A 19,382-nucleotide genomic window follows, 5' to 3' on the forward strand; every position below is an offset into this window, starting at 1 on the left:
TTTTCGCGACACAAGGCCGCTCCTACAGGTTATTGCATTCTCTTGTAGGAGCGGCCTTGTGTCGCGAAAGGCTGCAAAGCAGCCCCAGCGAGCTTACTTCTTGGCCGCTTCGTACAGCGGCATCACCTTCGGAATGGCTGCCTGCAACGAGGCAATCCGGCTGCTCGACGCCGGGTGAGTGCTCATGAACTCGGGCGGAGCGCCCTCCGAAGCCTTGCTCATCTTGTTCCACAAGGTGATCGCGGCATTCGGGTCGTAACCGGCACGCGCCGACAGCTCAAGGCCGATCAGGTCGGCCTCGTTCTCGTTGGCGCGGCTGTTGGGCAAGGTCATGGCGTAGTTCACCACGGTGTCGGCCATGGCCATGCTGTCCTGGCCAAGGCCAAACAATGCACCCGCGCCCTGGCGCGCCATCTCTACGCCATAGGCCTTGGACATCGCTTCGCGGCTGTGCTCGCGCAAGGCGTGGGCGATTTCGTGCCCGACCACAGCGGCAATTTCCGCATCGGTGAGCTTGAGCTGATCGATCAGCCCGGTGTACACGATGATCTTGCCGCCCGGCCCGCAGTTGGCATTGAGCTCGTCACTCTTGATGACGTTGACTTCCCAGTTCCATTGCGCGGCATCAGGGCGGAATTGCGGCGCCTGGGCGATCAGCCGGCTGGCGATGGCCTGCACGCGCTTGGCGTCGGCACTGGATTTGTCGAGCACGCCCTTGCTCGACGCCTCACCGAGGGTCTGCTGGTACGACTGGGCGTACATCTGGTTGACCTCATCGGTCGAAAGCATGCTGAACATGTACTGCTGACGCTGGACGCCGACAGCACCGCCACTGGTGGTATTCACCGCCTGGCAGCCGGCTAGCAGGATGCCAGCACTCAACAGGCTGACGACAAAAGACTTACGCATGAAAACACTCCCTTTTTACATGCGCCGTATCCTAGGCCGAGTCACCCGTACCCCGCCATAGCCGCAGGGAAGATTTTACCTAAGCCGGCGTAAGGCACTCCGGCGCGTCCAGTTTCGGGTCGTTGACGAAATTCGCCAGGGCCCGCTCACGCAGTGTCGCCGGCGGGCTGGCGAGCAGCTCATGCAGGCGCGCCAGCGGTGTGTCCGGGTCCAGCCAGGCAGCCTGGCCGGCCTCGTCGAGAATCAACGGCCGGCGCTGATTCATCGCGGCCTGGGTCACCACCGCGCAGCTCAGCCACACCTGGTCCTGCACCGGATAGGCTTCCCACACGGCGGCAAAATACAACGATGCGCCCTCCCCCGGCGTCAGCCAGTAAGGCCGTTTGCGCACCGAGCCGCGCCACTCGTAAAAACCGTTGGCCGGCATCAGGCAACGGCGCAGGCGAAACGCTTCGCGGAACATCGGCTGCTCGGTCAAGGTCTCGGCCCGGGCATGGGCGGGGGTGCGGGAAAGGTCGGTGAGCCAGGCCGGGGTCAGCCCCCAGCGCGCCTTGGCCAGTTGCTGCTGGCCATCAAGCTGGCGCTGGATCAGCACCGAGGCACCGGGCGCGATATTCCATTGGGCCGGCTGGCCGGCAGGGAAGCCCGGCAGACTGGCCAGCGCCTGGGGCCAGCGAAACAGGGCGTAACGTCCACACATGGGCGATTTCAGAACCTAGCAGATCAAGGTACCGGGATGACTCTCCGGCTCGTCGCCGGCAAGCGGCTGGGCACCATTGTACGCATCGATCAGTTGCCGTGCGTACTCGGCCTGCTCGTCGGGCACCGCAAGCCCGAGCAGGCCCTGCAACGGCAACTCACCGGCAGCGCCCATCAGGTCCCGACCGGCCAGGTGCACTTGAATGCCCTCGCTGGCGAGCATGCCCAGCAACATTTCGGCTTCCAGCAGGTTTTCCGGTTCGTAGATCCGCCGCATCAGTCGTTCTCACCGTAGACATCCATCATCCATTCGTCGCCATGAACCTGCAGCACAAAGCGAATAGGCTTGCAGCACACCTGGCAGTCCTCGATGTACTCCTGGTCCCCCCCGGACAGGTCCACTGTGGTTTCGACTTCCTCGCCACAATAAGGGCAATCGTAGAACGCTTGTTCGAGCATCGCGGCCTCCGGGGTGACTTGTGCGTATAATTGCCGGTCTGTTTACAGGGCTTGCGTGTGCCCGAGCCGTTTTTCGGGCCCCACCCCTTACCTTATTACCCTAGCCGTTTCCAACAAGAGAGCATGATGGGCGAATTCGATGCCATCCGACCGTACGACGACGCTGAGGTCCCTGCCGTTCTGGCACGCCTGCTCAGCGACCCGGCATTCCTCGATATCCTCACCCACTTCAAATTCCCGCGTACCGCTGGTGCCCTCGGCTGGTTGCTCAAGCCGCTGATCGCCCGGCGCCTGCGCAAGGAATTCGCCGGCGTCACCTGCGTGTCGACCCTGCAGGACAAAGTCGAGTACTACGTCGACCAGACCATCGAACGTGCCACCGACGGCGTCACCTATTCTGGCGTCGAACAGCTCAAGTCGGGCACGGCCTATCTGTTCCTGGCCAACCACCGCGACATCGTCATGGACCCGGCCTTCGTCAACTACGCGGTGTACCACGCCGGCCTGCCGACACCCCGCATCGCCATCGGCGACAACCTGCTGCAAAAGCCGTTTGTCAGCGACATGATGCGCCTGAACAAGAGCTTCATCGTGCACCGCTCGATCAGCGGCCGCCGCGAAAAGCTCGCCGCCTACCAGTTGCTCTCGGCCTACATCAACCACTCGATCCGCAATGACGGCACGTCGATCTGGATCGCCCAGGCCGAAGGCCGCGCCAAGGACGGTGACGACCGTACCGATTCGGCGATCCTCAAGATGTTCCACATGAGCCGCAAGGACGAGCCGTTCGGCGCGGTGATCCAGAGCCTGAACCTGATCCCGGTGTCGATCAGCTACGAATACGACCCGTGCGACCAGGCCAAGGCCCGCGAGCTGTACATCCGCGCCACCACCGGCACCTACAAGAAGGCGCCGGGCGAGGACGACAACAGCATCGCCAAGGGCATCACCGGCTACAAGGGCCGGGTGCACATCAACTTCGCGCCACCGGTAACCGAGTACTACGAGGACACCAAGCAGCTGGCACAGGAAACCGACCGGCAGATCCTCGGCGGCTACCGCCTGTTCCCGGTGCATTACCTGGCCTATGCGATGTGGAGCGAGAAGGACGAGGCACTGCAGGTGCCTAGTGCCGAGAAGGTGTTCCCGGCCGAAGAACTGGCCAAGGCCAGGGAAGAATGGCAGCGCCGCCTGGACGCTTGCCCCGAGGAGCAGCGGCCGTATCTGGTGTTGCAGTATGCGACGCCGGTACGCAACCAGTACCAGGTCAAGCAGCAGGCGCCTGTCGCCTGATCAAGTTTGGGGCTGCTTTGCAGCCCTTTCGCGACACAAGGCCGCTCCTACAGAGGGCCGCGATCCGCTTGTAGGAGCGGCCTTGTGTCGCGAAAGGGCCGCAAAGCGGCCCCAGGCATTTCAGATCCAGGTGCTGAACCAGGACAGCAGCAGTGCCATGGCCAGGCACGAAAAACCGAGGATGTAGTAGTAGCGCGGCACGCGCTGGTCGAAGGTATCCACCACCCCTTCATCCACCGCCAGACTCTCGCGGGTGATCACCTCACGCCGCCGCGCATTCTGCAGCAGCAGCCCGCCAGGGCAGGTCAACAACAGCGCCAGCAGATTGATCAGCTTGGTCGGGTGGGCGGAAAGAAACCCCCAGAGCACTTGCAAGGACATCACGCAACCTCGGTCATAGCCACAGCGAAGCCCGGCATTCTACCGAAGTGCGACCAGCCCGCCCGGTCTTGGCGACAAAGTGTCACTTAATTTCATCTGTCACGTTCTCGTCATCAGGGCAGGCCACTCTATCGGCCTTTTCCCGAACCGGAGCTTGTTGATGCTGCACGCCGAAAACCAGGACCGCCTCTATCTCGTGGCTCAAAGTGATGAGCAACAGGCGTTGATCGATGGTTTTGCCATCAACGTCCAGGACCGCCAGTGGCTGGTCTACTGTGCGCTGGGTGGGCATGTACACGATGATTTGCCCGAGGTGGATGCCAGCACCGGTGTGAGCTTGCTGGATTTCCACATAGAAGCCGCCTAGTTCGGTACCGACAACAAAAAACCCGCTACCTGGCACTCAGGTAGCGGGTTTTTCATTGCAGCTGAAGGCTTATTCGCCCAGCACCTGACCGATGGTCGGGTCCTTGAACAGGCGGGTCAGCGCATCACTCAGTACATCACTCACCAGGGTGGTGTTGGTTTCCTGGTTCGGCGCCATGCCGAAGCGCTGGTCCAGCGAAGCACCATAGCGGCCGCTGTAACGGCGGTTGGCATTCGCCACATCGGCACGGAAGGTGGCGCCGATGGTGGCTTCGGTCACGTACAGGTTGTCCTTCGGCGACTGGTACTTCAGCTCGGCCAGGGTCACGGTCAGTTGCGGTGCGTTGTAGGCGTTCGGCGTCGGGGTGAAGCCGAGCAGGCGCACGGCGGCTTCGGCCTGGGCCTGCAGCTTGGGCACGACATCATTGCCACTGACGCTGATGGTGCTGGTCTCGGGGTACATGCCACCGCGGGTGCCCAGGGACTGCGAAGCCCGCCCATCGACCACCTTGACCACCACCGGCTGGCCGTGGCCGACCGGAGCGAGCTGAGCCTTGAGCGTGGGTTGCGGGCTGAGTTGTTGCGGGCTGTGGGCACAACCGACCAGGCTGAGGCTGGCCACGGCGATCAAACCGAACAACAGACGTTGCAACATGCGCGTTTCTCCAGAAAATACGGCAAAGGCCCACAGTATACCCAGCCAGGCGCAAACCAGTCATCGGTCCAGCCCGCTTGTCACAATCGTTTCATGGCCACGCCCTTATCCTTGCGCCAAGCCCAAACGCACAGGACGCACCGCCATGGCTTCGCTCTGGACACTGCTCTGCCAACGCCCGCGCCACAATGCCTATGCCCGCCTCGACGCCGACGGCAAATGCCTGGCTTTCAAGCAGTGCAGCCAGGCACCATGCGGTAGCGGATGGGTGCGTATCAGTGAAATCCAGCTCGCCTGGCTGGGCCGCGAGCTGCCCGCCGAAGCCCGGGTTTGCGCCCCTGCAAGCCGCCGCTGGCATCAGCGCATCCTCGCGGCCTGACAAACGCTGCAATAAAAACCACGAATAACGACCTTTCTGCCCGCGACATCGTTATAATCTCCCCCCGATTATAAGGACGTCTCCTGATCGGGCCCCGCATCCGCCGCTTGACCCCGGCACCTTCACCCGCTTCGCCCACAGAGAGCCTTCCACTCAGGTCTTGCATCGGCTGTCGTGCCTGCTTTTCCGGCCCTTCGCACTGCATGAACCTGTGGGTTGCCATCGCGCAGTCCCCTTTTGAGGTTCACGTCTCCAAAAGAGCGTGAAAAAACGGTTTTTCACAACTTCACGAGAGTGTGGCGAGCAAATGAACAGTCTGGCATGTGCAAAAGCGGCAGATGTGTCCCGAACAGCCCTGAACAGACGGCAAAAGCGCTCATCCCGGATGAGTGTCTGAAGTCGTTCCATAACGCACGCACGACACCTTGACCATAAGTCGAATTGCCGCACCTGTGGCAAACGGCGTTCAATACCCGAACCCGAAGACTGATTGGCGGTGTCCGCGGAAGTTGCAAGAACTGCGAAGAGTCGGACATGGCGATCCTGGCAACCCCAGTGGTCCTATGCTGTCAATTAGGTAGCTGTAGATTGTGGAGACGCGTTAAATGGCGCAGAACGAATCGGTTGATGTGGTACTGGTAGGCGCGGGCATCATGAGTGCCACCCTGGCCGTACTGCTCAAGGAGCTTGACCCGACCCTGAAGCTTGAGGTCGTCGAGGCAATGGACTCCGGAGCCGCGGAAAGCTCCAACCCCTGGAACAACGCAGGTACCGGCCACGCCGGCCTGTGCGAGCTGAACTACACGCCCCAGGCCGCCGATGGCAGCATCGACATCAAGAAGGCCGTGCACATCAACACCCAGTTCGAGGTCTCGCGCCAGTTCTGGGCTTACCTGAGCAAGAAGAGCACCTTCGGCTCGGCACGTGCGTTCATCAACCCGGTCCCGCACCTGAGCTACGTCGAAGGTGACAAGGGCGTGTCCTTCCTCAAGAAGCGCTTCGAGCTGCTCAAGCAGCACCACGCCTTCGCCGAGATGGAATACACCGAAGACAAGGCCGTGATGAACGAGTGGATGCCGCTGATGATGCCAGGCCGCCCGGCCGACCAGCACATCGCTGCAACCCGCGTGGCCAAAGGCACCGACGTCAACTTCGGCGCTCTGACCAACAAGCTGCTCAAAGTACTGGGCGACAGCGCCGACGCGCAGGTCAAGTACAGCAAGAAAGTCGTCGGCCTGCGCCGTAAAGGCAGCGGCTGGACCGTGAGCATCAAGGACGTCAACAGCGGCGGTGCCCGCGAAGTCGACGCCCGCTTCGTCTTCCTCGGCGCTGGCGGCGCGGCCCTGCCGCTGCTGCAACTGTCCGGCATCCCGGAAAGCAAAGGCTTTGGCGGCTTCCCGGTCAGCGGCCAGTGGCTGCGTTGCGACAACCCGGAAATCGTCAAGCAGCACCAGGCCAAGGTGTACAGCCAGGCTGCCGTCGGCGCACCGCCGATGTCGGTGCCGCACCTGGATACCCGCGTGGTGGACGGCAAGACTTCGCTGCTGTTCGGCCCCTACGCCGGCTTTACCACCAAGTTCCTCAAGCACGGCTCGCTGATGGACCTGCCGCTGTCGGTACGCATGGGCAACATTGGCCCGATGCTGGCTGTGGCCCGCGACAACATGGACCTGACCAAGTACCTGGTCAGCGAAGTGATGCAGTCTATGGAGCAGCGCCTGGAATCGCTGCGCCGCTTCTACCCACAAGCCAAAGCCGAAGACTGGCGCCTGGAAGTGGCCGGCCAGCGCGTGCAGATCATCAAGAAGGACCCGAAGAAAGGCGGCATCCTGCAGTTCGGTACCGAGCTGGTCTCGGCACAGGACGGCAGCCTGGCTGCACTGCTCGGCGCTTCGCCGGGTGCTTCGGTGACCGTGTCGATCATGCTTGAACTGATCGAGCGCTGCTTCCCCGAGCAGGCCAAAGGTGCCTGGGCTGCCAAGCTCAAGGAAATCTTCCCGGCCCGCGAGAAGGCCCTGGCCGCCGATGCAGCACTGTACCGCAAGATCAGTGCCGACAACGATGCGGCGCTGGAACTGGTGGAAGACAGCCCGGCCAAGCATTACGCCTAAGCCGGCCTGAAACGAAAAAACGCCCCTCGGGGCGTTTTTTTGTGTCTGAAATCTCTATCAGCCTGTGCCGGCCCTTTCGCGGGTAAACCCGCCCCTACAGAGACTGCGCTGCTCTCGAGGGCGGCGCAATTCCTGTGGGAGCGGGTTCATCGAAGCATCGAACCGCCGCGAAGAGGCCGGGACAAGCCTGCAGATCAGCCGCGGGCCTTGGCGATGATCTCGACGTATTCCGGAGCGTTGCGCTGGTCGGCGATCACTTCAACGAAAGTCTTGCCGTGCTCGTCCTTGCCATCCAGGTCCAGGCCAGCTTCGACGAAGAAGCCCACGAAGCGCTCGAAGTCATCGACACGCAGGCCGCGGTAGCCTTTGATCAGCTTGTGATGCGAAGGCGAGGTCACGCCATCGGCCGGCTCAAACTGTAGGAACGACTTGATGTAGTCGTCGCTGATTTCGTCACCAATCACCTGCTTCTTGTCTTTGCGCATTGCCGGCTCCAACTGACCATCATGGAATTTCGAAGGCCGGCAGTGTACCCCCCACAGGCGGCACGCCTCAACGCGAACGTACGGTACCGGTATGCAGGTCGGCCCAGATGTGGCCGTTGGCGTAGGTCAGGAACTGCACATAGACCGTCTCGTTACGCAGCAGGTCCATGATCACCCGATAATCGCTGACCGGGTAGTTCAGGTTCAAGGTTCGGGTCTTGTCGTCGTACACCGGCTTCTTCAGGCTTTTGCCAGCCTCACCGTCGAAGTTGAGCAGCACCTGGCCGATTGTCGCGCCCTTGCTCAGCGGCTTGCCTTTCAGGCGCATCTGCAGCGAAGCGGTGATCGGGATCGGCTGCTGGTCAGACTGGCGCTGGGCCCCTACCACCACCGAGTAGTCGGTCACTTGCAGCAGTTGCTGGCCTGTCGGTGCTTCCTGGCGCAGGGACTGGTCATCGGGGGGGAGGAACTGGCTGTGCAGCGGTGCGGCGGCGAGGGGCAAGCTCACCGCCAGCAGCAGGGGAAGAATCGCACGCATGTGTGGCTCCTTGGCATGAAGGAGCACTCTAGCATGCAGGCAACAGCAGATCTCAAGCGAACTGCGCGAGCATCCAGGCCTGGTATTCAGCCACGCCGGCCTCACCCTCACGCGGCGCCCAAGGCGCATGTTCACCCTCGACCAACTGGCGGTATGGGCCGGCCTTGCACTCGAACATGACGGTGTTGGCTTCGAGTGCCACCAGGCCATGGTAGACGCCGGGCGGCAGGTCCACACCCATGCACTCGCCTCCGGCTTCAAGGACGCGCGTGCTGACCAGCGCGCCATGCTCATCGAACAGCAGCAGGCCGATGCGGCCTTTGAGTGCCAACAAGGTTTCGGCCTTGTCGTCACTCAGGTGCCGGTGCGGGGCGATGTAGGTCGATGGCTGCAGGCCGATCGCCAGACGGTGGCAAGGGTCTTCCATCTCATGGAAGTTGTGATGGTGCCGCAGACGTGGAGCATCGGCGGCTTTTTGCGCCAGCCCGGTAAACAATGCTTGATCGATAAATGCAGGCTGACTCATGGTTACTGTCCTTACAGTCCCTTGACCGCGAAAATGCCGTTAGCGTTACGCCAGTAGCCTTTATAGTCCATTCCGTAACCGAATATATAGCGATCGATGCATGGCAGGCCGGCATAGCTGGCCTTCAGGCCCGGGCTGGCCTTGCGGTCGTGGTCTTTGTCGATCAGTACGGCGGTGTGTACCGCGCGCGCACCGGCATGCTTGCAGAACTCGATGATGGCGCTGAGGGTGTGGCCCTCGTCGAGGATGTCATCGACGATCAGCACGTCACGGTCGATGAACGACACTTCCGGCTTGGCCTTCCAGAACAACTCGCCACCACTGGTCTGGTTGCGGTAACGGGTGGCATGGATGTACGAGACCTCCAGCGGGAACTGCAGGTGGGTCAGCAGTTTGCCGGCGAAGATCAGGCCGCCGTTCATCACGCAGAACACCACTGGGTTGGTGTCGTGCAGGTCCTTGCAGATCTGCTCGCCGACCTTGGCGATGGCCGCTTCGACTTCAGCTTCGTTGTAAAGGCAGTCTGCCTCGCGCATGACTTGACGGATGTGCTCGAGATCAGCGGACATGGCGCTCTCCAGGGGGGGCATTTTGGAAAAGCGGGCAAAGGTACGCATCCGCTCGTCACAGATCAAGCATTTATGGACTAACGTGCAAAAGGACTACACGACAGCAAAGGCTGAATAGATTAATCTAGCGCGGTTTTTTTGCCCGCCTTTCGGAGCCCCCCATGCCTACTCGTGAGATCCGCCATCCGCTGATCCGCCACAAGCTCGGCCTCATGCGCCGTGCCGATATCAGCACCAAGAATTTTCGCGAACTCGCCCAGGAAGTCGGCGCGCTACTGACCTACGAAGCCACCCAGGACCTGCCCCTCGAAACCTACGAGATCGACGGCTGGTGCGGCAAGGTGCAAGTTGAAAAAATCGCCGGCAAGAAGATCACCGTGGTACCGATCCTGCGCGCCGGCATCGGCATGCTCGATGGCGTGCTCAGCCTGATCCCGGGCGCCAAGGTCAGCGCCGTCGGCGTTGCCCGCAACGAGGAAACCCTCGAAGCGCACACCTACCTGGAAAAGCTCGCGCCGGACATCAACCAGCGCCTGGCCCTGATCATCGACCCGATGCTCGCCACCGGCGGCTCGATGGTCGCCACCATCGACCTGCTGAAGAAGGCCGGCTGCAAGGAGATCCGCGCCATGGTGCTGGTCGCCGCGCCAGAAGGCATCACCGTGGTGGAAAAAGCCCACCCGGACGTGCAGATCTACACCGCCTCGATCGACCAGCGCCTGAACGAGCATGGTTACATCGTCCCAGGCCTGGGCGATGCCGGTGACAAGATCTTCGGCACCAAGCAGAAGGACGCCTGACCATGCAGGACGGCTTCAACGACCCGCTCTGGCGCCAGGTCGTCTCGGGCGCGCAGATGCTCTTCGTGGCATTCGGCGCGCTGGTGCTGATGCCGCTGATCACCGGCCTCGACCCGAACGTGGCGCTGTTCACCGCCGGTATCGGCACCCTGCTGTTCCAGCTGGTCACCGGCCGTCAGGTACCGGTATTCCTGGCTTCGAGCTTTGCATTCATCACCCCGATCATCCTTGCCAAGGGCCAGTTCGGCCTGGCCGAGACCATGGGCGGCGTGATGGCCGCAGGTTTCGTGTACACCTTCATGGGCTTGATGGTGAAGATCAAGGGCACCGGCTTCATCGACCGCATGCTGCCACCCGTGGTGATCGGCCCGGTGATCATTTCCATCGGCCTGGCCATGGCCCCGATCGCAGCCAACATGGCGATGGGCAAGGCCGGTGACGGCAGCGTGCTGCTGCCGTACAAGACGGCGATGCTGATCTCCATGCCAGCGCTGCTGACCACGCTGATCGTCGCCGTGTTCGGCAAGGGCATCTTCCGCCTGGTACCGATCATTGCCGGCGTGCTGGTGGGCTTTGCCCTGTCGTTCGCCTTTGGCGTGGTCGACACCGCCAAGATCGCCGCCGCACCGTGGCTGGAAATCCCCAACTTTACCGCACCGGCCTTCAACTGGCAGGCCATCCTGTTCATCGTTCCGGTCGCCCTGGCGCCGGCGATCGAGCACATTGGCGGGGTAATTGCAGTCGGCAGCGTGACCGGCCGCGACTACCTGAAGAAGCCCGGCCTGCACCGCACCCTGCTGGGTGACGGCTTGGCCACCACCGCAGCTGGCCTGTTCGGTGGCCCGCCCAACACCACCTACGCCGAAGTGACCGGCGCGGTGATGCTGACCAAGAACTACAATCCGAAGATCATGACCTGGGCGGCGGTGTTCGCCATCACCCTGGCCTTTATCGGCAAGTTCGGCGCGCTGCTGCAGAGCATTCCGGTACCGGTGATGGGAGGCATTCTGTGCCTGCTGTTCGGTTCGATCGCGGCGGTGGGCATGAATACCATGATCCGCCACAAGGTCGACCTGGCCGAAGCGCGCAACCTGGTGATCGTTTCTGTCACCCTGGTGTTTGGTATCGGCGGCGTGTTGGTCGGCAGTGGCGACGGCCCGGACGACTGGGGCCTGAAGGGTATTGCCCTGTGCGCCATCGTGGCGATCGCGCTGAACCTGATCCTGCCAGGCAATGATGCCTGGAAGCACAAGAAGCTGGATGATCAGCAGCCCTGACCCGGCATTGGCCTGATCAGGCCTCTTCGCGGGCAAGCCCGCTCCCACAGGTCTCCACACAGCCCCAGGGCATGTGACCTATCTGTGGGAGCGGGTTTACCCGCGAATAGGCCGATACTGATCAACTAAGAATCAGACCTTCTCGCACATCCCCGCCAACACCTTCACCCACTCCGGGTTGTCATTCAGGCACGGCACCAGCACCAACTCCTTGCCGCCCGCCTCGACAAACTGCTCGCTGCCACGCATACCAATCTCTTCCAGCGTCTCGATGCAATCGGCAACGAACGCCGGGCACATCACCAGCAGCTTCTTCACGCCGGCCTTGGCCAGCTCATCCAGGCGCGTCTCGGTGTAAGGCTCGATCCATTTGGCCCGCCCCAACCGCGACTGGAACGACACCGACCATTTGCCATCGGGGATGCCCATCTTCGTCGCAAAGGCCTTGGCCGTCGCCAGACACTGCCCGCGGTAGCACACCGCTCGCATCTCGGCGCTGGCGTCCTTGCAGCAGTCTGCCGCCTGGAAATCATGCTTGCCGGTGGGGTCGAGCTTCTTCAGATGGCGCTCTGGCAAGCCATGGAAGCTCAGTAGCAGGTGGTCGTAATCCTGCTGCAGATACGGCCTGGCGCTGGCCACCAGGGCTTCGATGTACGCCGGGTGGTCATAGAACGGTTGTAGCACCCGTAACTGCAGCGGCAAGTGGCGTTCGGCAACGGTCTGCTGCGCCAGCGCCACCACCGTGGTCACCGTGCTGTCGGCGAACTGTGGATAAAGCGGCGCCAGGGTCACCTTGCGCACACCTTGTGCCGCCAGGCGCGCCAGCACCTCGGGCAGCGCCGGCTCACCGTAGCGCATGGCAACTTCCACCGGCCCGTGCGGCCAGTGCTCGACCATCGCCGCCTGCAGGCGGCGGGTCAGCACTACCAGCGGCGAGCCTTCATCCCACCAGATCGAGGCATAGGCATGTGCCGACTGCTCCGGGCGCTTGACCAGGATCAGCGACACCAGCAGCCGCCGCACCGGCCAGGGCAGGTCGATCACGTAGGGGTCCATGAGGAACTGGTTGAGGTAGCGGCGCACATCGGCCACCGAGGTGGAGGCCGGGGAACCCAGGTTGACCAGCAGCAGAGCGTGATCGGTCATGCAGCGTCCTATGTCAGAGGCGGCTGGACAAATTGCCCAGCGCCGATTGCAAATCGTTGAAGCGGAAGGTGAAGCCTGCCGCCAGCAAACGCACCGGGCGTGCCCGCTGGCCACCAAGCAGCAAGGTCGACAGCTCGCCCAGGCCAGCCTTGAGCAGCAAGCCAGGCATCGGCATGAACGCTGGCCGATGCAGCGTACGCCCCAGCGCCTTGGCGAAATCGCGGTTGCGTACCGGTTCTGGCGCGCAGGCATTATAAGGACCGCTGGCATCCTTGTGCTGCAAGAGAAAATCAATCAGGGCGATCTGGTCGTCAATATGCACCCACGGCATCCACTGTCGGCCATCACCCAACGGCCCGCCAAGCCCCAGCTTGAACGGCAGGCGCAGGCGCGACAAAAAGCCGCCGTCACTGGCCAGCACCAGCCCGGTGCGCACCAGCACCACGCGAATGCCAAGCTGCTGCGCACGCTGGGCGGTTTCTTCCCAGGCGATGCACAACTGGCTGGCGAAGTCTTCGCGAACCGGCGGCGAGGCTTCGGTCAGTTCCCGCTCGCCGCCGTCGCCATACCAGCCCACGGCGGAACCAGAAATCAGCACCTCGGGGCGCTGTTCACGGCTGCTCAGCCAGGCCAGCAATTGTTCGGTAAGGGTGATGCGACTGGCCCATAGCAGGTTGCGCCGCGAACCCGACCAGGGCCGATCAGCGATCGGCGCACCGGCCAGATTGACCACTGCATCCACCTGCTCCTCGGCGCCCAGATCCTCCAGCCGGCCTATGCCACGCACCCCGCTGCCACACAATCTTGGCACTTGTTCAGGGCGCCGGCTCCACACGGTGAGGCGATGGCCCTTGCCGAGCCAGTACTGGCAAAGGTGCTGGCCGATCAACCCGGTACCACCTGTCAGCAATATATGCATGGCTGTGTCCTCGCAGCGTGCGGCCATGGTCTATTTTTAAGAACAAGGCACTTTTCCAGACCAATCGCTCTCGGATAAACATAGGCCAACATGGCTATGAAGCGGAATAACCTTATACAAAGTTTGTGCATTGTACAGGTTTGCCAGACAGCGTAGTCTGCCTACAGCAAGGTTCGAAGAGGCCATCATGACAGTACCTATTGCCATCATCGGTGCCGGTATCGCCGGCCTTTCCGCCGCCCAGGCCCTGCAAAAGGCCGGGCAGTCCGTTCACTTGTTCGACAAAGGCCACGGCAGTGGCGGGCGCATGGCCAGCAAGCGCAGCGAAGCCGGCGCACTCGACCTTGGCGCGCAGTATTTCACTGCCCGCGACCGGCGCTTCGTCGAGCAGGTGCAGCAGTGGGTCGCCGCCGGCTGGGCCGAGCAGTGGAAGCCGCAGCTGTACAACTACCGCGATGGCGAACTCACCCCCTCCCCCGATGAACAAACCCGCTGGGTCGGCGTGCCGCGCATGAGCGCCATCACCCGCGGCCTGCTCAAGGACGTCACGGTGAACTTTGGCTGCCGTATCGCCGAAGTGTTCCGTGGCAAGCAGTTCTGGCACCTGCAGGATACTGAAGGCTGCAGCCATGGCCCGTTCAGCCGCGTGGTGATCGCCGTGCCTGCGCCCCAAGCCACCCAGTTGCTGACGGCCACACCCAAACTCGCAGCAGTGGCGGCCGGTGTGCAGATGGAGCCGACCTGGGCTGTTGCCCTGGCATTCGAAACAGCGTTGGAGACCCCGATGCAAGGCTGCTTCGTGCAGGACAGCGCCCTCGACTGGCTGGCCCGCAACCGCAGCAAACCCGGCCGCGAAGAGCACCTGGACACTTGGGTGCTGCATGCCACGTCCGACTGGAGCAGGCAGCACATCGACCTGCCCAAGGAAGAGGTGATCGAGCAACTGTGGGGAGAATTCGCCGAACTGGTCGGCTGCGTCGTACCGGCTCCGAACTTCGCCCTGGCCCATCGCTGGCTCTATGCGCGACCAACCAGCAATCACGAGTGGGGCGCCCTTGCCGATGCCGACCAGGGCCTGTATGCCTGCGGCGACTGGTGCCTTTCAGGCCGCGTCGAAGGCGCCTGGCTCAGCGGCCAGGAAGCCGCGCGACGGCTGCTGGAACATCTCGAATAACATCGCTCGGCAAAGCTATACAGAAAATACTAGTTGCATAAGTTTCTGGCTGTGCTGGAATAAACTTGTACGCGCTTTCTTCCATGTACAAGTTTTCCGGAGACAGCCATGCACGAACCCGCCCCCGCACATAAGCCCCGTATCGCTATCAGCGCCTGCCTGACCGGCCATAGTGTGCGCTACAACGGCGGGCACAAAGCTTCCGATCTGTGCCGTGAGCAGCTGCAAGCGCATTTCGAATGGCTGCCAGTGTGCCCCGAGGTCGCCATTGGCCTGGGCGTGCCCCGCGAGCCCATTCGCCTGGTCGGTGACCCCGAGCGGCCAACCGTGGTTGGCACGCGCAACCCGGGCACGGACCTGACCGGCCCCCTGCGCAACTATGCCGAACAGATGGCCGATGAACTCGATGACATCTGTGGCTACATCTTCATGCAGAAGTCCCCCTCCTGCGGGCTGGAACGGGTCAAGGTCTATCAGGACAACGGCCACCCTGCGCCGCAAGGCGGTACGGGGGCGTATGCCGCAGCCTTCTGCGCCCGTCGCCCGGACCTGCCGGTGGAGGAGGAAGGTCGCCTGCACGACCCGGTGCTGCGCGAAAACTTCATCAGCCGCGTCTATGCGTACGCCGACTGGCAGCAGTTGCTGGCACAAGGTTTGAGCCGAGGCGCGCTGGTACGCTTCCATTCACGCTACAAGTACCTGCTGATGGCGAACAATCCCCAAGCCTATCGCCAACTCGGTCGCTTGCTGGGCAGCATGAGCCGCGAAGATGACCCCGAACAGATCGGGCCACGCTATTTCAGCCAGCTGATGCAGGCCCTGCGCCGCTGCGCCAGCCGGGGCACCCACGGCAATGTGCTGCAGCACCTGAGCGGCTACTTCAAAGACTCGCTGACACAGCAGGACAAGGCCGAACTGCAGCACATCATCGGCCAGTACCAGCAAGGCGAGGTACCGTTGGTGGTGCCGCTGACCTTGCTCAAGCATCACCTGCGCAAGCATCCGGATCCCTACCTGCAGCAACAGACCTACCTGCAACCGCACCCTGACAGCCTGGGCCTGCGCAATGCTGTCTGAAGCACTCCTGCCGATCGGCGAACTGGCCCGGCGCACTGGCGTGAACCCAGTCACCCTGCGCGCCTGGGAGCGCCGCTATGGCCTGCTCAAGCCGCAACGCACCGCCAAAGGCCACCGCTTGTATGGGCAAGACCAGCTCGAGCGTGTGCAGGCGATTCTCGCCTGGCTTGAACGCGGCGCTTCAGTCGGCCAGGTTCGCGAACTGCTCGACCAGCCGCCAGAGCGGGCACCGATGGGCGACTGGCAACCGCGTCAACAGCAGCTGATAGAGGCCATCGCCAACCTTTCCCAGCGCGCCCTCGACCAGCAGCTTAACCAGGTCATGGCCTTGTACCCCGCCGTCACCTTGTGTGAACAACTGCTGCTGCCCTTGCTGCAATCCCTCGCCGCGCGCTGGCGCAACCACTTCAACGCACGCCTTGAGCAAGTGTTTTTCCACACCTGGCTGCGCAGCAAGCTCGGGGCCAGGGTGTATCACGACAATCAATCGTTACAAGGGCCGGCCGTGCTGCTGTGCGAAGACAGTGAGCGCCCGTTCGACCCAAGCCTGTGGCTGTGCGCCTGGCTGCTGAGCAGCAACGGCATCCCAGTCGAGGTTTTTGAGCAACCGGTGGCCAGCGCGCAGCTGCAACGTGCCGTGACCGCCCTGCAACCGCGGGCCGTGCTGCTGCACCTTGGCCCACGTATCGATGCCAGTGCCTTGCAGCGTACCTTGCAGGGTATTACCGGGACCAAGCTGCTGGGCGGCGCCACCATCGCCCTGCACCAGGCGCAGCTGCACGCTTTCGACCTATCCGACCTTTTCCTGTTCGATACCCCGCAGGCGGCATTGCGTGTGCTGCAAGGCAATGACCGCCGGCCTGTATAGACGAGTGCCCCATGCAACTGATCTGGCTGCGCAGCGACCTGCGCATCGATGACAACTCCGCCCTCAGCGTCGCCTGCGAACGCGGCCCGACTGTGGCCTTGTGGCTGGCCAGCCCCGGCCAATGGCAGGCCCACGACGACGCCGCCTGCAAGGTCGATTTCTGGTTACGCAACCTGCGCCAGCTGCGCCAGTCGCTGGACACGCTGAACATCCCGCTGCTGGTGCGCAAGATCGATACCTGGGACCAGGCACCGGCCACCCTGCTCGAAGTCTGCCGCCAGCACAACATCGACGCGGTGCACTGGAACGACGAATACGGTATCAACGAAGAGCGTCGCGATGCCGCCACGCGCAAGCTGCTGGAAGACTCCGGTGTCCGCGCCCACAGCTACCTTGACCAGTTGTTCTTCCGCCCGGGCACCATCTTGACCCGCAGCGGCGACTACTTCCAGGTTTTCAGCCAGTTCAAGAGAGTCTGCCTTGAACACCTGCACCGCAGCCTGCCATCACTGGCCCGGCGCGTGAAGCCCCAGCAGCCACTGGATATCACCAGCGACCCGATCCCGCAGCATATCGATGGCTTCGACAAGCCTGCCCGCGCCCTGAGCGATCACTGGCCGGCCGGTGAAAACGAAGCACAGGTGCGGCTGGGCCGTTTTCTCGATGAAACGGTCGAGGACTACGAGCACCTGCGCGACCTCCCGGCCAAGCCCGGCACCAGCCAGCTGTCTGCCTACCTGGCCGCAGGCGTGATCTCGCCCCGGCAATGCCTGCATGCTGCCCTCGCCAGCAACCGCGGTGAGTTCGACAGCGGCAGCAGCGGCATTCAGACGTGGATCAACGAACTGCTGTGGCGTGAATTCTACAAACACATCCTGACGGGTTATCCACAGGTCTCGCGGCATCGCGCCTTTCGCGTGCAGACCGAAGCCCTGCCGTGGCGCAACGCGCCAGACGACCTCAAGGCCTGGCAAGAGGGCCGCACCGGCTTCCCTATCATCGACGCGGCCATGCGCCAGTTGTTGCATACCGGCTGGATGCACAACCGTCTGCGCATGATCGTTGCCATGTTCCTGAGCAAGAACCTGCTGATCGACTGGCGCCTGGGCGAGCGCCATTTCATGCGCCATCTGATAGACGGTGACCTGGCCGCCAACAATGGCGGCTGGCAGTGGAGTGCCTCGACCGGCACCGATGCAGTGCCCTATTTCCGTATCTTCAACCCGATTTCGCAGTCGCAGCGTTTCGACCCCGAGGGCCGGTTCATTCGCCACTGGCTGCCGGAGATACGGGATCTGGATGAAAAATCTATCCATCAACCGTTAAAAAACACGGATCTTTTTGCTGATAATCAGTATCACAGTCCAATAGTCGATCTCACCAGTAGTCGCCAACGTGCGCTGGAGGCTTTCAAAAGCCTTCCACGCCGACAGGCTTAGAGGGCAGTAGCTTGAATCACTCGCGTAGTTTCTGGGTTACGGGGGCCAGCAATGGACTGGGTCTGGCCCTGGTGGAGCGCTTGCTCAATCAAGGACATCGGGTTGCAGCAAGTGGCAGGGAAAGCGAGGCGTTTGAAGCATTGGCAGTGCGCCATGGTAGTCGGCTGTTGAGCCTGCCTTGGCAATTGAATGAAAAAGGAAAAGCCACCAGCGCGGCAGAGCAGATATGCCATGCCTGGTGCTCGCTGGACGTGTTGATCATCAACGCCGGGACCAGTGACTACCTGGCCGATGGTGTCGCGGACAGCGAGTTGTTCGAGGCCATCGTCCATGGCAACCAACTGGCCGCCGAGCACTGCCTGGCCAATGCTCAACCGTTGCTGGCGCAGGGGCATGAGCCGCAGGTCATGGCGATCCTCAACCGTTATTCGGCCTTACAGCTTTACTCACCGACGCACGTGTCCGCAGGTTGGAACACTGTGCCGCAGTGGTTGCGCGAGCAGCGCAAGGTACTGAAAGACCAGGGGATTGACCTGACCGTGGTGGCGCCGCACTCGCTGAAGACGCCGGTGACTTCCGTACATGCCGTTCCCGATGCCTGGACGCCGCAAAGCGCGGCAGATGAACTGCTGGAGCGACTGGCGTTGCGCGAACCAGAGTTGGTGCTGGAGGTGCTGGATATCAGCAGTTTGTGGCCCCTGCCGCGCTAAATGACAGTCGGGCCATGCCCTTTGACAGGGCATGGCCTGGATATTCAGAGCGCCATGCGGTAATGCAGGCTGTAGCTCTCGACACCATCGTTGGGTTCTTTGATGCCTGCATTGGAGTAGTGGATCGCTCTCACGCCGATTTCATGCCCCCCGGCAAAACGCAAGCCGAAACCAATCCGGTCCTCGAACTGGAACGATGAGCCCAGCTCATTGCTTTCAAGTTCGGTACTGGAAAATGCCGCCACGCCAATGCCCGCCTCGATATACGGTTTCACCGACTGGCCGGAAAATTCATAGACGAACACGGGTGCAAAAGACAGGCTGTGATTGCTCGCTGTCTCGTCGCCATCCCAGTAGGTATAGGCCCCGTCCCAGTATCCGGTCAGCCGGCCAACACTACTCTGCCACCAGCTCGAGTCCCAGTTCGACTGAAGCCCCAGCCGATAGACCATGGTGGAGTCGCCGGTCTGGCCTACCGAAAAAGAAACATCGGCCGCTTGCGCAGCCATCACTTGCCCCAGAGTAACTGCGGCAGCCGCCGCCAAACCGAGCAGTTTCTTCATGAGAAACATCCTTCTTTCCATACTGTTGTTAGTACTCGC

Annotated in this window: 24 protein-coding genes; 11 read left to right on the forward strand and 13 right to left on the reverse strand. The window is 62.2% G+C overall.

What is annotated here, in order from left to right; all coding sequences use genetic code 11:
- Positions 1-93 precede the first annotated feature (93 nt).
- From BUQ73_RS22415 to BUQ73_RS22430, 4 genes are all read right to left on the reverse strand, one after another.
- A complete protein-coding gene (locus tag BUQ73_RS22415; RefSeq protein ID WP_079229726.1) occupies positions 94-909 on the reverse strand; it encodes a M48 family metallopeptidase in 816 nt (271 codons plus the stop codon).
- A 79-nt stretch (positions 910-988) separates the two neighbouring features.
- A complete protein-coding gene (locus tag BUQ73_RS22420) occupies positions 989-1,609 on the reverse strand; it encodes an SOS response-associated peptidase (RefSeq protein ID WP_079229727.1) in 621 nt (206 codons plus the stop codon).
- Between the two features lie 15 nt (positions 1,610-1,624).
- Positions 1,625-1,885 (reverse strand): putative signal transducing protein, encoded by a 261-nt coding sequence (locus BUQ73_RS22425; RefSeq protein WP_027918330.1) that lies wholly within the window; start codon positions 1,883-1,885, stop codon positions 1,625-1,627.
- The gene (locus BUQ73_RS22430) at positions 1,885-2,067 is read right to left on the reverse strand and encodes a CPXCG motif-containing cysteine-rich protein (protein WP_079229728.1); all 183 of its coding nucleotides are present in this window, start codon (positions 2,065-2,067) and stop codon (positions 1,885-1,887) included. The genes BUQ73_RS22425 and BUQ73_RS22430 overlap by 1 nt, the downstream gene beginning before the upstream one ends.
- 123 nt (positions 2,068-2,190) lie before the next feature.
- Between BUQ73_RS22430 and BUQ73_RS22435 the strand changes: the two genes are divergently transcribed.
- Entirely contained in the window at positions 2,191-3,360 is a 1,170-nt protein-coding gene (locus BUQ73_RS22435) for a 1-acyl-sn-glycerol-3-phosphate acyltransferase (RefSeq protein ID WP_079229729.1), read from the forward strand.
- Positions 3,361-3,480: 120 nt separating this feature from the next.
- Here the strand turns inward: BUQ73_RS22435 and BUQ73_RS22440 are convergent, their stop codons facing one another.
- The gene (locus BUQ73_RS22440) at positions 3,481-3,741 is read right to left on the reverse strand and encodes a hypothetical protein (RefSeq protein WP_079229730.1); all 261 of its coding nucleotides are present in this window, start codon (positions 3,739-3,741) and stop codon (positions 3,481-3,483) included.
- Positions 3,742-3,901: 160 nt separating this feature from the next.
- Here BUQ73_RS22440 and BUQ73_RS22445 point away from each other — a divergent pair, with 160 nt between their 5' ends.
- On the forward strand, positions 3,902-4,108 hold the full coding sequence (locus BUQ73_RS22445) for a hypothetical protein (protein ID WP_079229731.1): 207 nt from the start codon (positions 3,902-3,904) through the stop codon (positions 4,106-4,108).
- A 69-nt stretch (positions 4,109-4,177) separates the two neighbouring features.
- On the opposite strand, the gene BUQ73_RS22450 is transcribed toward BUQ73_RS22445, so the two are convergent.
- Positions 4,178-4,762: a YajG family lipoprotein gene (locus BUQ73_RS22450; protein ID WP_079229732.1), complete on the reverse strand. Its 585-nt coding sequence runs from the start codon at positions 4,760-4,762 to the stop codon at positions 4,178-4,180.
- A 145-nt stretch (positions 4,763-4,907) separates the two neighbouring features.
- Here BUQ73_RS22450 and BUQ73_RS22455 point away from each other — a divergent pair, with 145 nt between their 5' ends.
- A complete protein-coding gene (locus tag BUQ73_RS22455; RefSeq protein WP_079229733.1) occupies positions 4,908-5,141 on the forward strand; it encodes a hypothetical protein in 234 nt (77 codons plus the stop codon).
- A 605-nt stretch (positions 5,142-5,746) separates the two neighbouring features.
- The gene (mqo, locus tag BUQ73_RS22460; protein WP_079229734.1) at positions 5,747-7,252 is read left to right on the forward strand and encodes a malate dehydrogenase (quinone); all 1,506 of its coding nucleotides are present in this window, start codon (positions 5,747-5,749) and stop codon (positions 7,250-7,252) included.
- A gap of 194 nt (positions 7,253-7,446) precedes the next feature.
- On the opposite strand, the gene BUQ73_RS22465 is transcribed toward mqo, so the two are convergent.
- The 4 genes from BUQ73_RS22465 to BUQ73_RS22480 form a co-directional block, all read right to left on the reverse strand.
- Positions 7,447-7,737: a PA4642 family protein gene (locus BUQ73_RS22465; protein ID WP_027918322.1), complete on the reverse strand. Its 291-nt coding sequence runs from the start codon at positions 7,735-7,737 to the stop codon at positions 7,447-7,449.
- A 67-nt stretch (positions 7,738-7,804) separates the two neighbouring features.
- Positions 7,805-8,275, reverse strand: a complete 471-nt coding sequence (locus tag BUQ73_RS22470) for a hypothetical protein (RefSeq protein ID WP_079229735.1) — start codon at positions 8,273-8,275, stop codon at positions 7,805-7,807.
- A gap of 52 nt (positions 8,276-8,327) precedes the next feature.
- Positions 8,328-8,801, reverse strand: coding sequence for a WbuC family cupin fold metalloprotein (locus BUQ73_RS22475; protein ID WP_079229736.1), 474 nt, complete (start codon positions 8,799-8,801; stop codon positions 8,328-8,330).
- An 11-nt stretch (positions 8,802-8,812) separates the two neighbouring features.
- Positions 8,813-9,370 carry a hypoxanthine-guanine phosphoribosyltransferase gene (locus BUQ73_RS22480; protein ID WP_054887476.1) on the reverse strand — a complete coding sequence of 186 codons (558 nt, stop codon included), beginning with the start codon at positions 9,368-9,370 and terminating at the stop codon, positions 8,813-8,815.
- A 161-nt stretch (positions 9,371-9,531) separates the two neighbouring features.
- Between BUQ73_RS22480 and upp the strand changes: the two genes are divergently transcribed.
- Complete coding sequence (upp, locus tag BUQ73_RS22485) at positions 9,532-10,170, forward strand: uracil phosphoribosyltransferase (protein ID WP_079229737.1); 639 nt, start codon at positions 9,532-9,534, stop codon at positions 10,168-10,170.
- A 2-nt stretch (positions 10,171-10,172) separates the two neighbouring features.
- Positions 10,173-11,447: a uracil-xanthine permease family protein gene (locus BUQ73_RS22490; protein ID WP_079229738.1), complete on the forward strand. Its 1,275-nt coding sequence runs from the start codon at positions 10,173-10,175 to the stop codon at positions 11,445-11,447.
- A 132-nt stretch (positions 11,448-11,579) separates the two neighbouring features.
- On the opposite strand, the gene hemH is transcribed toward BUQ73_RS22490, so the two are convergent.
- Positions 11,580-12,593 (reverse strand): ferrochelatase, encoded by a 1,014-nt coding sequence (gene hemH, locus BUQ73_RS22495; RefSeq protein WP_079229739.1) that lies wholly within the window; start codon positions 12,591-12,593, stop codon positions 11,580-11,582.
- Between the two features lie 13 nt (positions 12,594-12,606).
- The gene (locus BUQ73_RS22500) at positions 12,607-13,512 is read right to left on the reverse strand and encodes a TIGR01777 family oxidoreductase (RefSeq protein WP_079230609.1); all 906 of its coding nucleotides are present in this window, start codon (positions 13,510-13,512) and stop codon (positions 12,607-12,609) included.
- A 187-nt stretch (positions 13,513-13,699) separates the two neighbouring features.
- On the opposite strand from BUQ73_RS22500, the gene BUQ73_RS22505 reads away from it, so the two are divergent.
- From BUQ73_RS22505 to BUQ73_RS22525, 5 genes are all read left to right on the forward strand, one after another.
- The gene (locus tag BUQ73_RS22505) at positions 13,700-14,686 is read left to right on the forward strand and encodes an NAD(P)/FAD-dependent oxidoreductase (RefSeq protein ID WP_079229740.1); all 987 of its coding nucleotides are present in this window, start codon (positions 13,700-13,702) and stop codon (positions 14,684-14,686) included.
- 108 nt (positions 14,687-14,794) lie between these two features.
- Positions 14,795-15,763 carry a YbgA family protein gene (locus BUQ73_RS22510; protein ID WP_079229741.1) on the forward strand — a complete coding sequence of 323 codons (969 nt, stop codon included), beginning with the start codon at positions 14,795-14,797 and terminating at the stop codon, positions 15,761-15,763.
- Positions 15,753-16,631, forward strand: coding sequence for a MerR family transcriptional regulator (locus BUQ73_RS22515; RefSeq protein WP_079229742.1), 879 nt, complete (start codon positions 15,753-15,755; stop codon positions 16,629-16,631). The genes BUQ73_RS22510 and BUQ73_RS22515 overlap by 11 nt, the downstream gene beginning before the upstream one ends.
- Positions 16,632-16,642: 11 nt before the next feature.
- Positions 16,643-18,070, forward strand: coding sequence for a deoxyribodipyrimidine photo-lyase (gene phrB / locus BUQ73_RS22520; protein WP_079229743.1), 1,428 nt, complete (start codon positions 16,643-16,645; stop codon positions 18,068-18,070).
- An 11-nt stretch (positions 18,071-18,081) separates the two neighbouring features.
- Positions 18,082-18,780, forward strand: a complete 699-nt coding sequence (locus BUQ73_RS22525; RefSeq protein ID WP_079229744.1) for an SDR family oxidoreductase — start codon at positions 18,082-18,084, stop codon at positions 18,778-18,780.
- 44 nt (positions 18,781-18,824) lie between these two features.
- Here BUQ73_RS22525 and BUQ73_RS22530 read toward each other — a convergent pair whose 3' ends face one another.
- On the reverse strand, positions 18,825-19,343 hold the full coding sequence (locus BUQ73_RS22530; RefSeq protein WP_079229745.1) for an acyloxyacyl hydrolase: 519 nt from the start codon (positions 19,341-19,343) through the stop codon (positions 18,825-18,827).
- Between the last annotated feature and the right edge of the window lie 39 nt (positions 19,344-19,382).

Origin of the sequence: Pseudomonas putida, assembly GCF_002025705.1 — a bacterium.
Classification (GTDB): domain Bacteria; phylum Pseudomonadota; class Gammaproteobacteria; order Pseudomonadales; family Pseudomonadaceae; genus Aquipseudomonas; species Aquipseudomonas putida_J.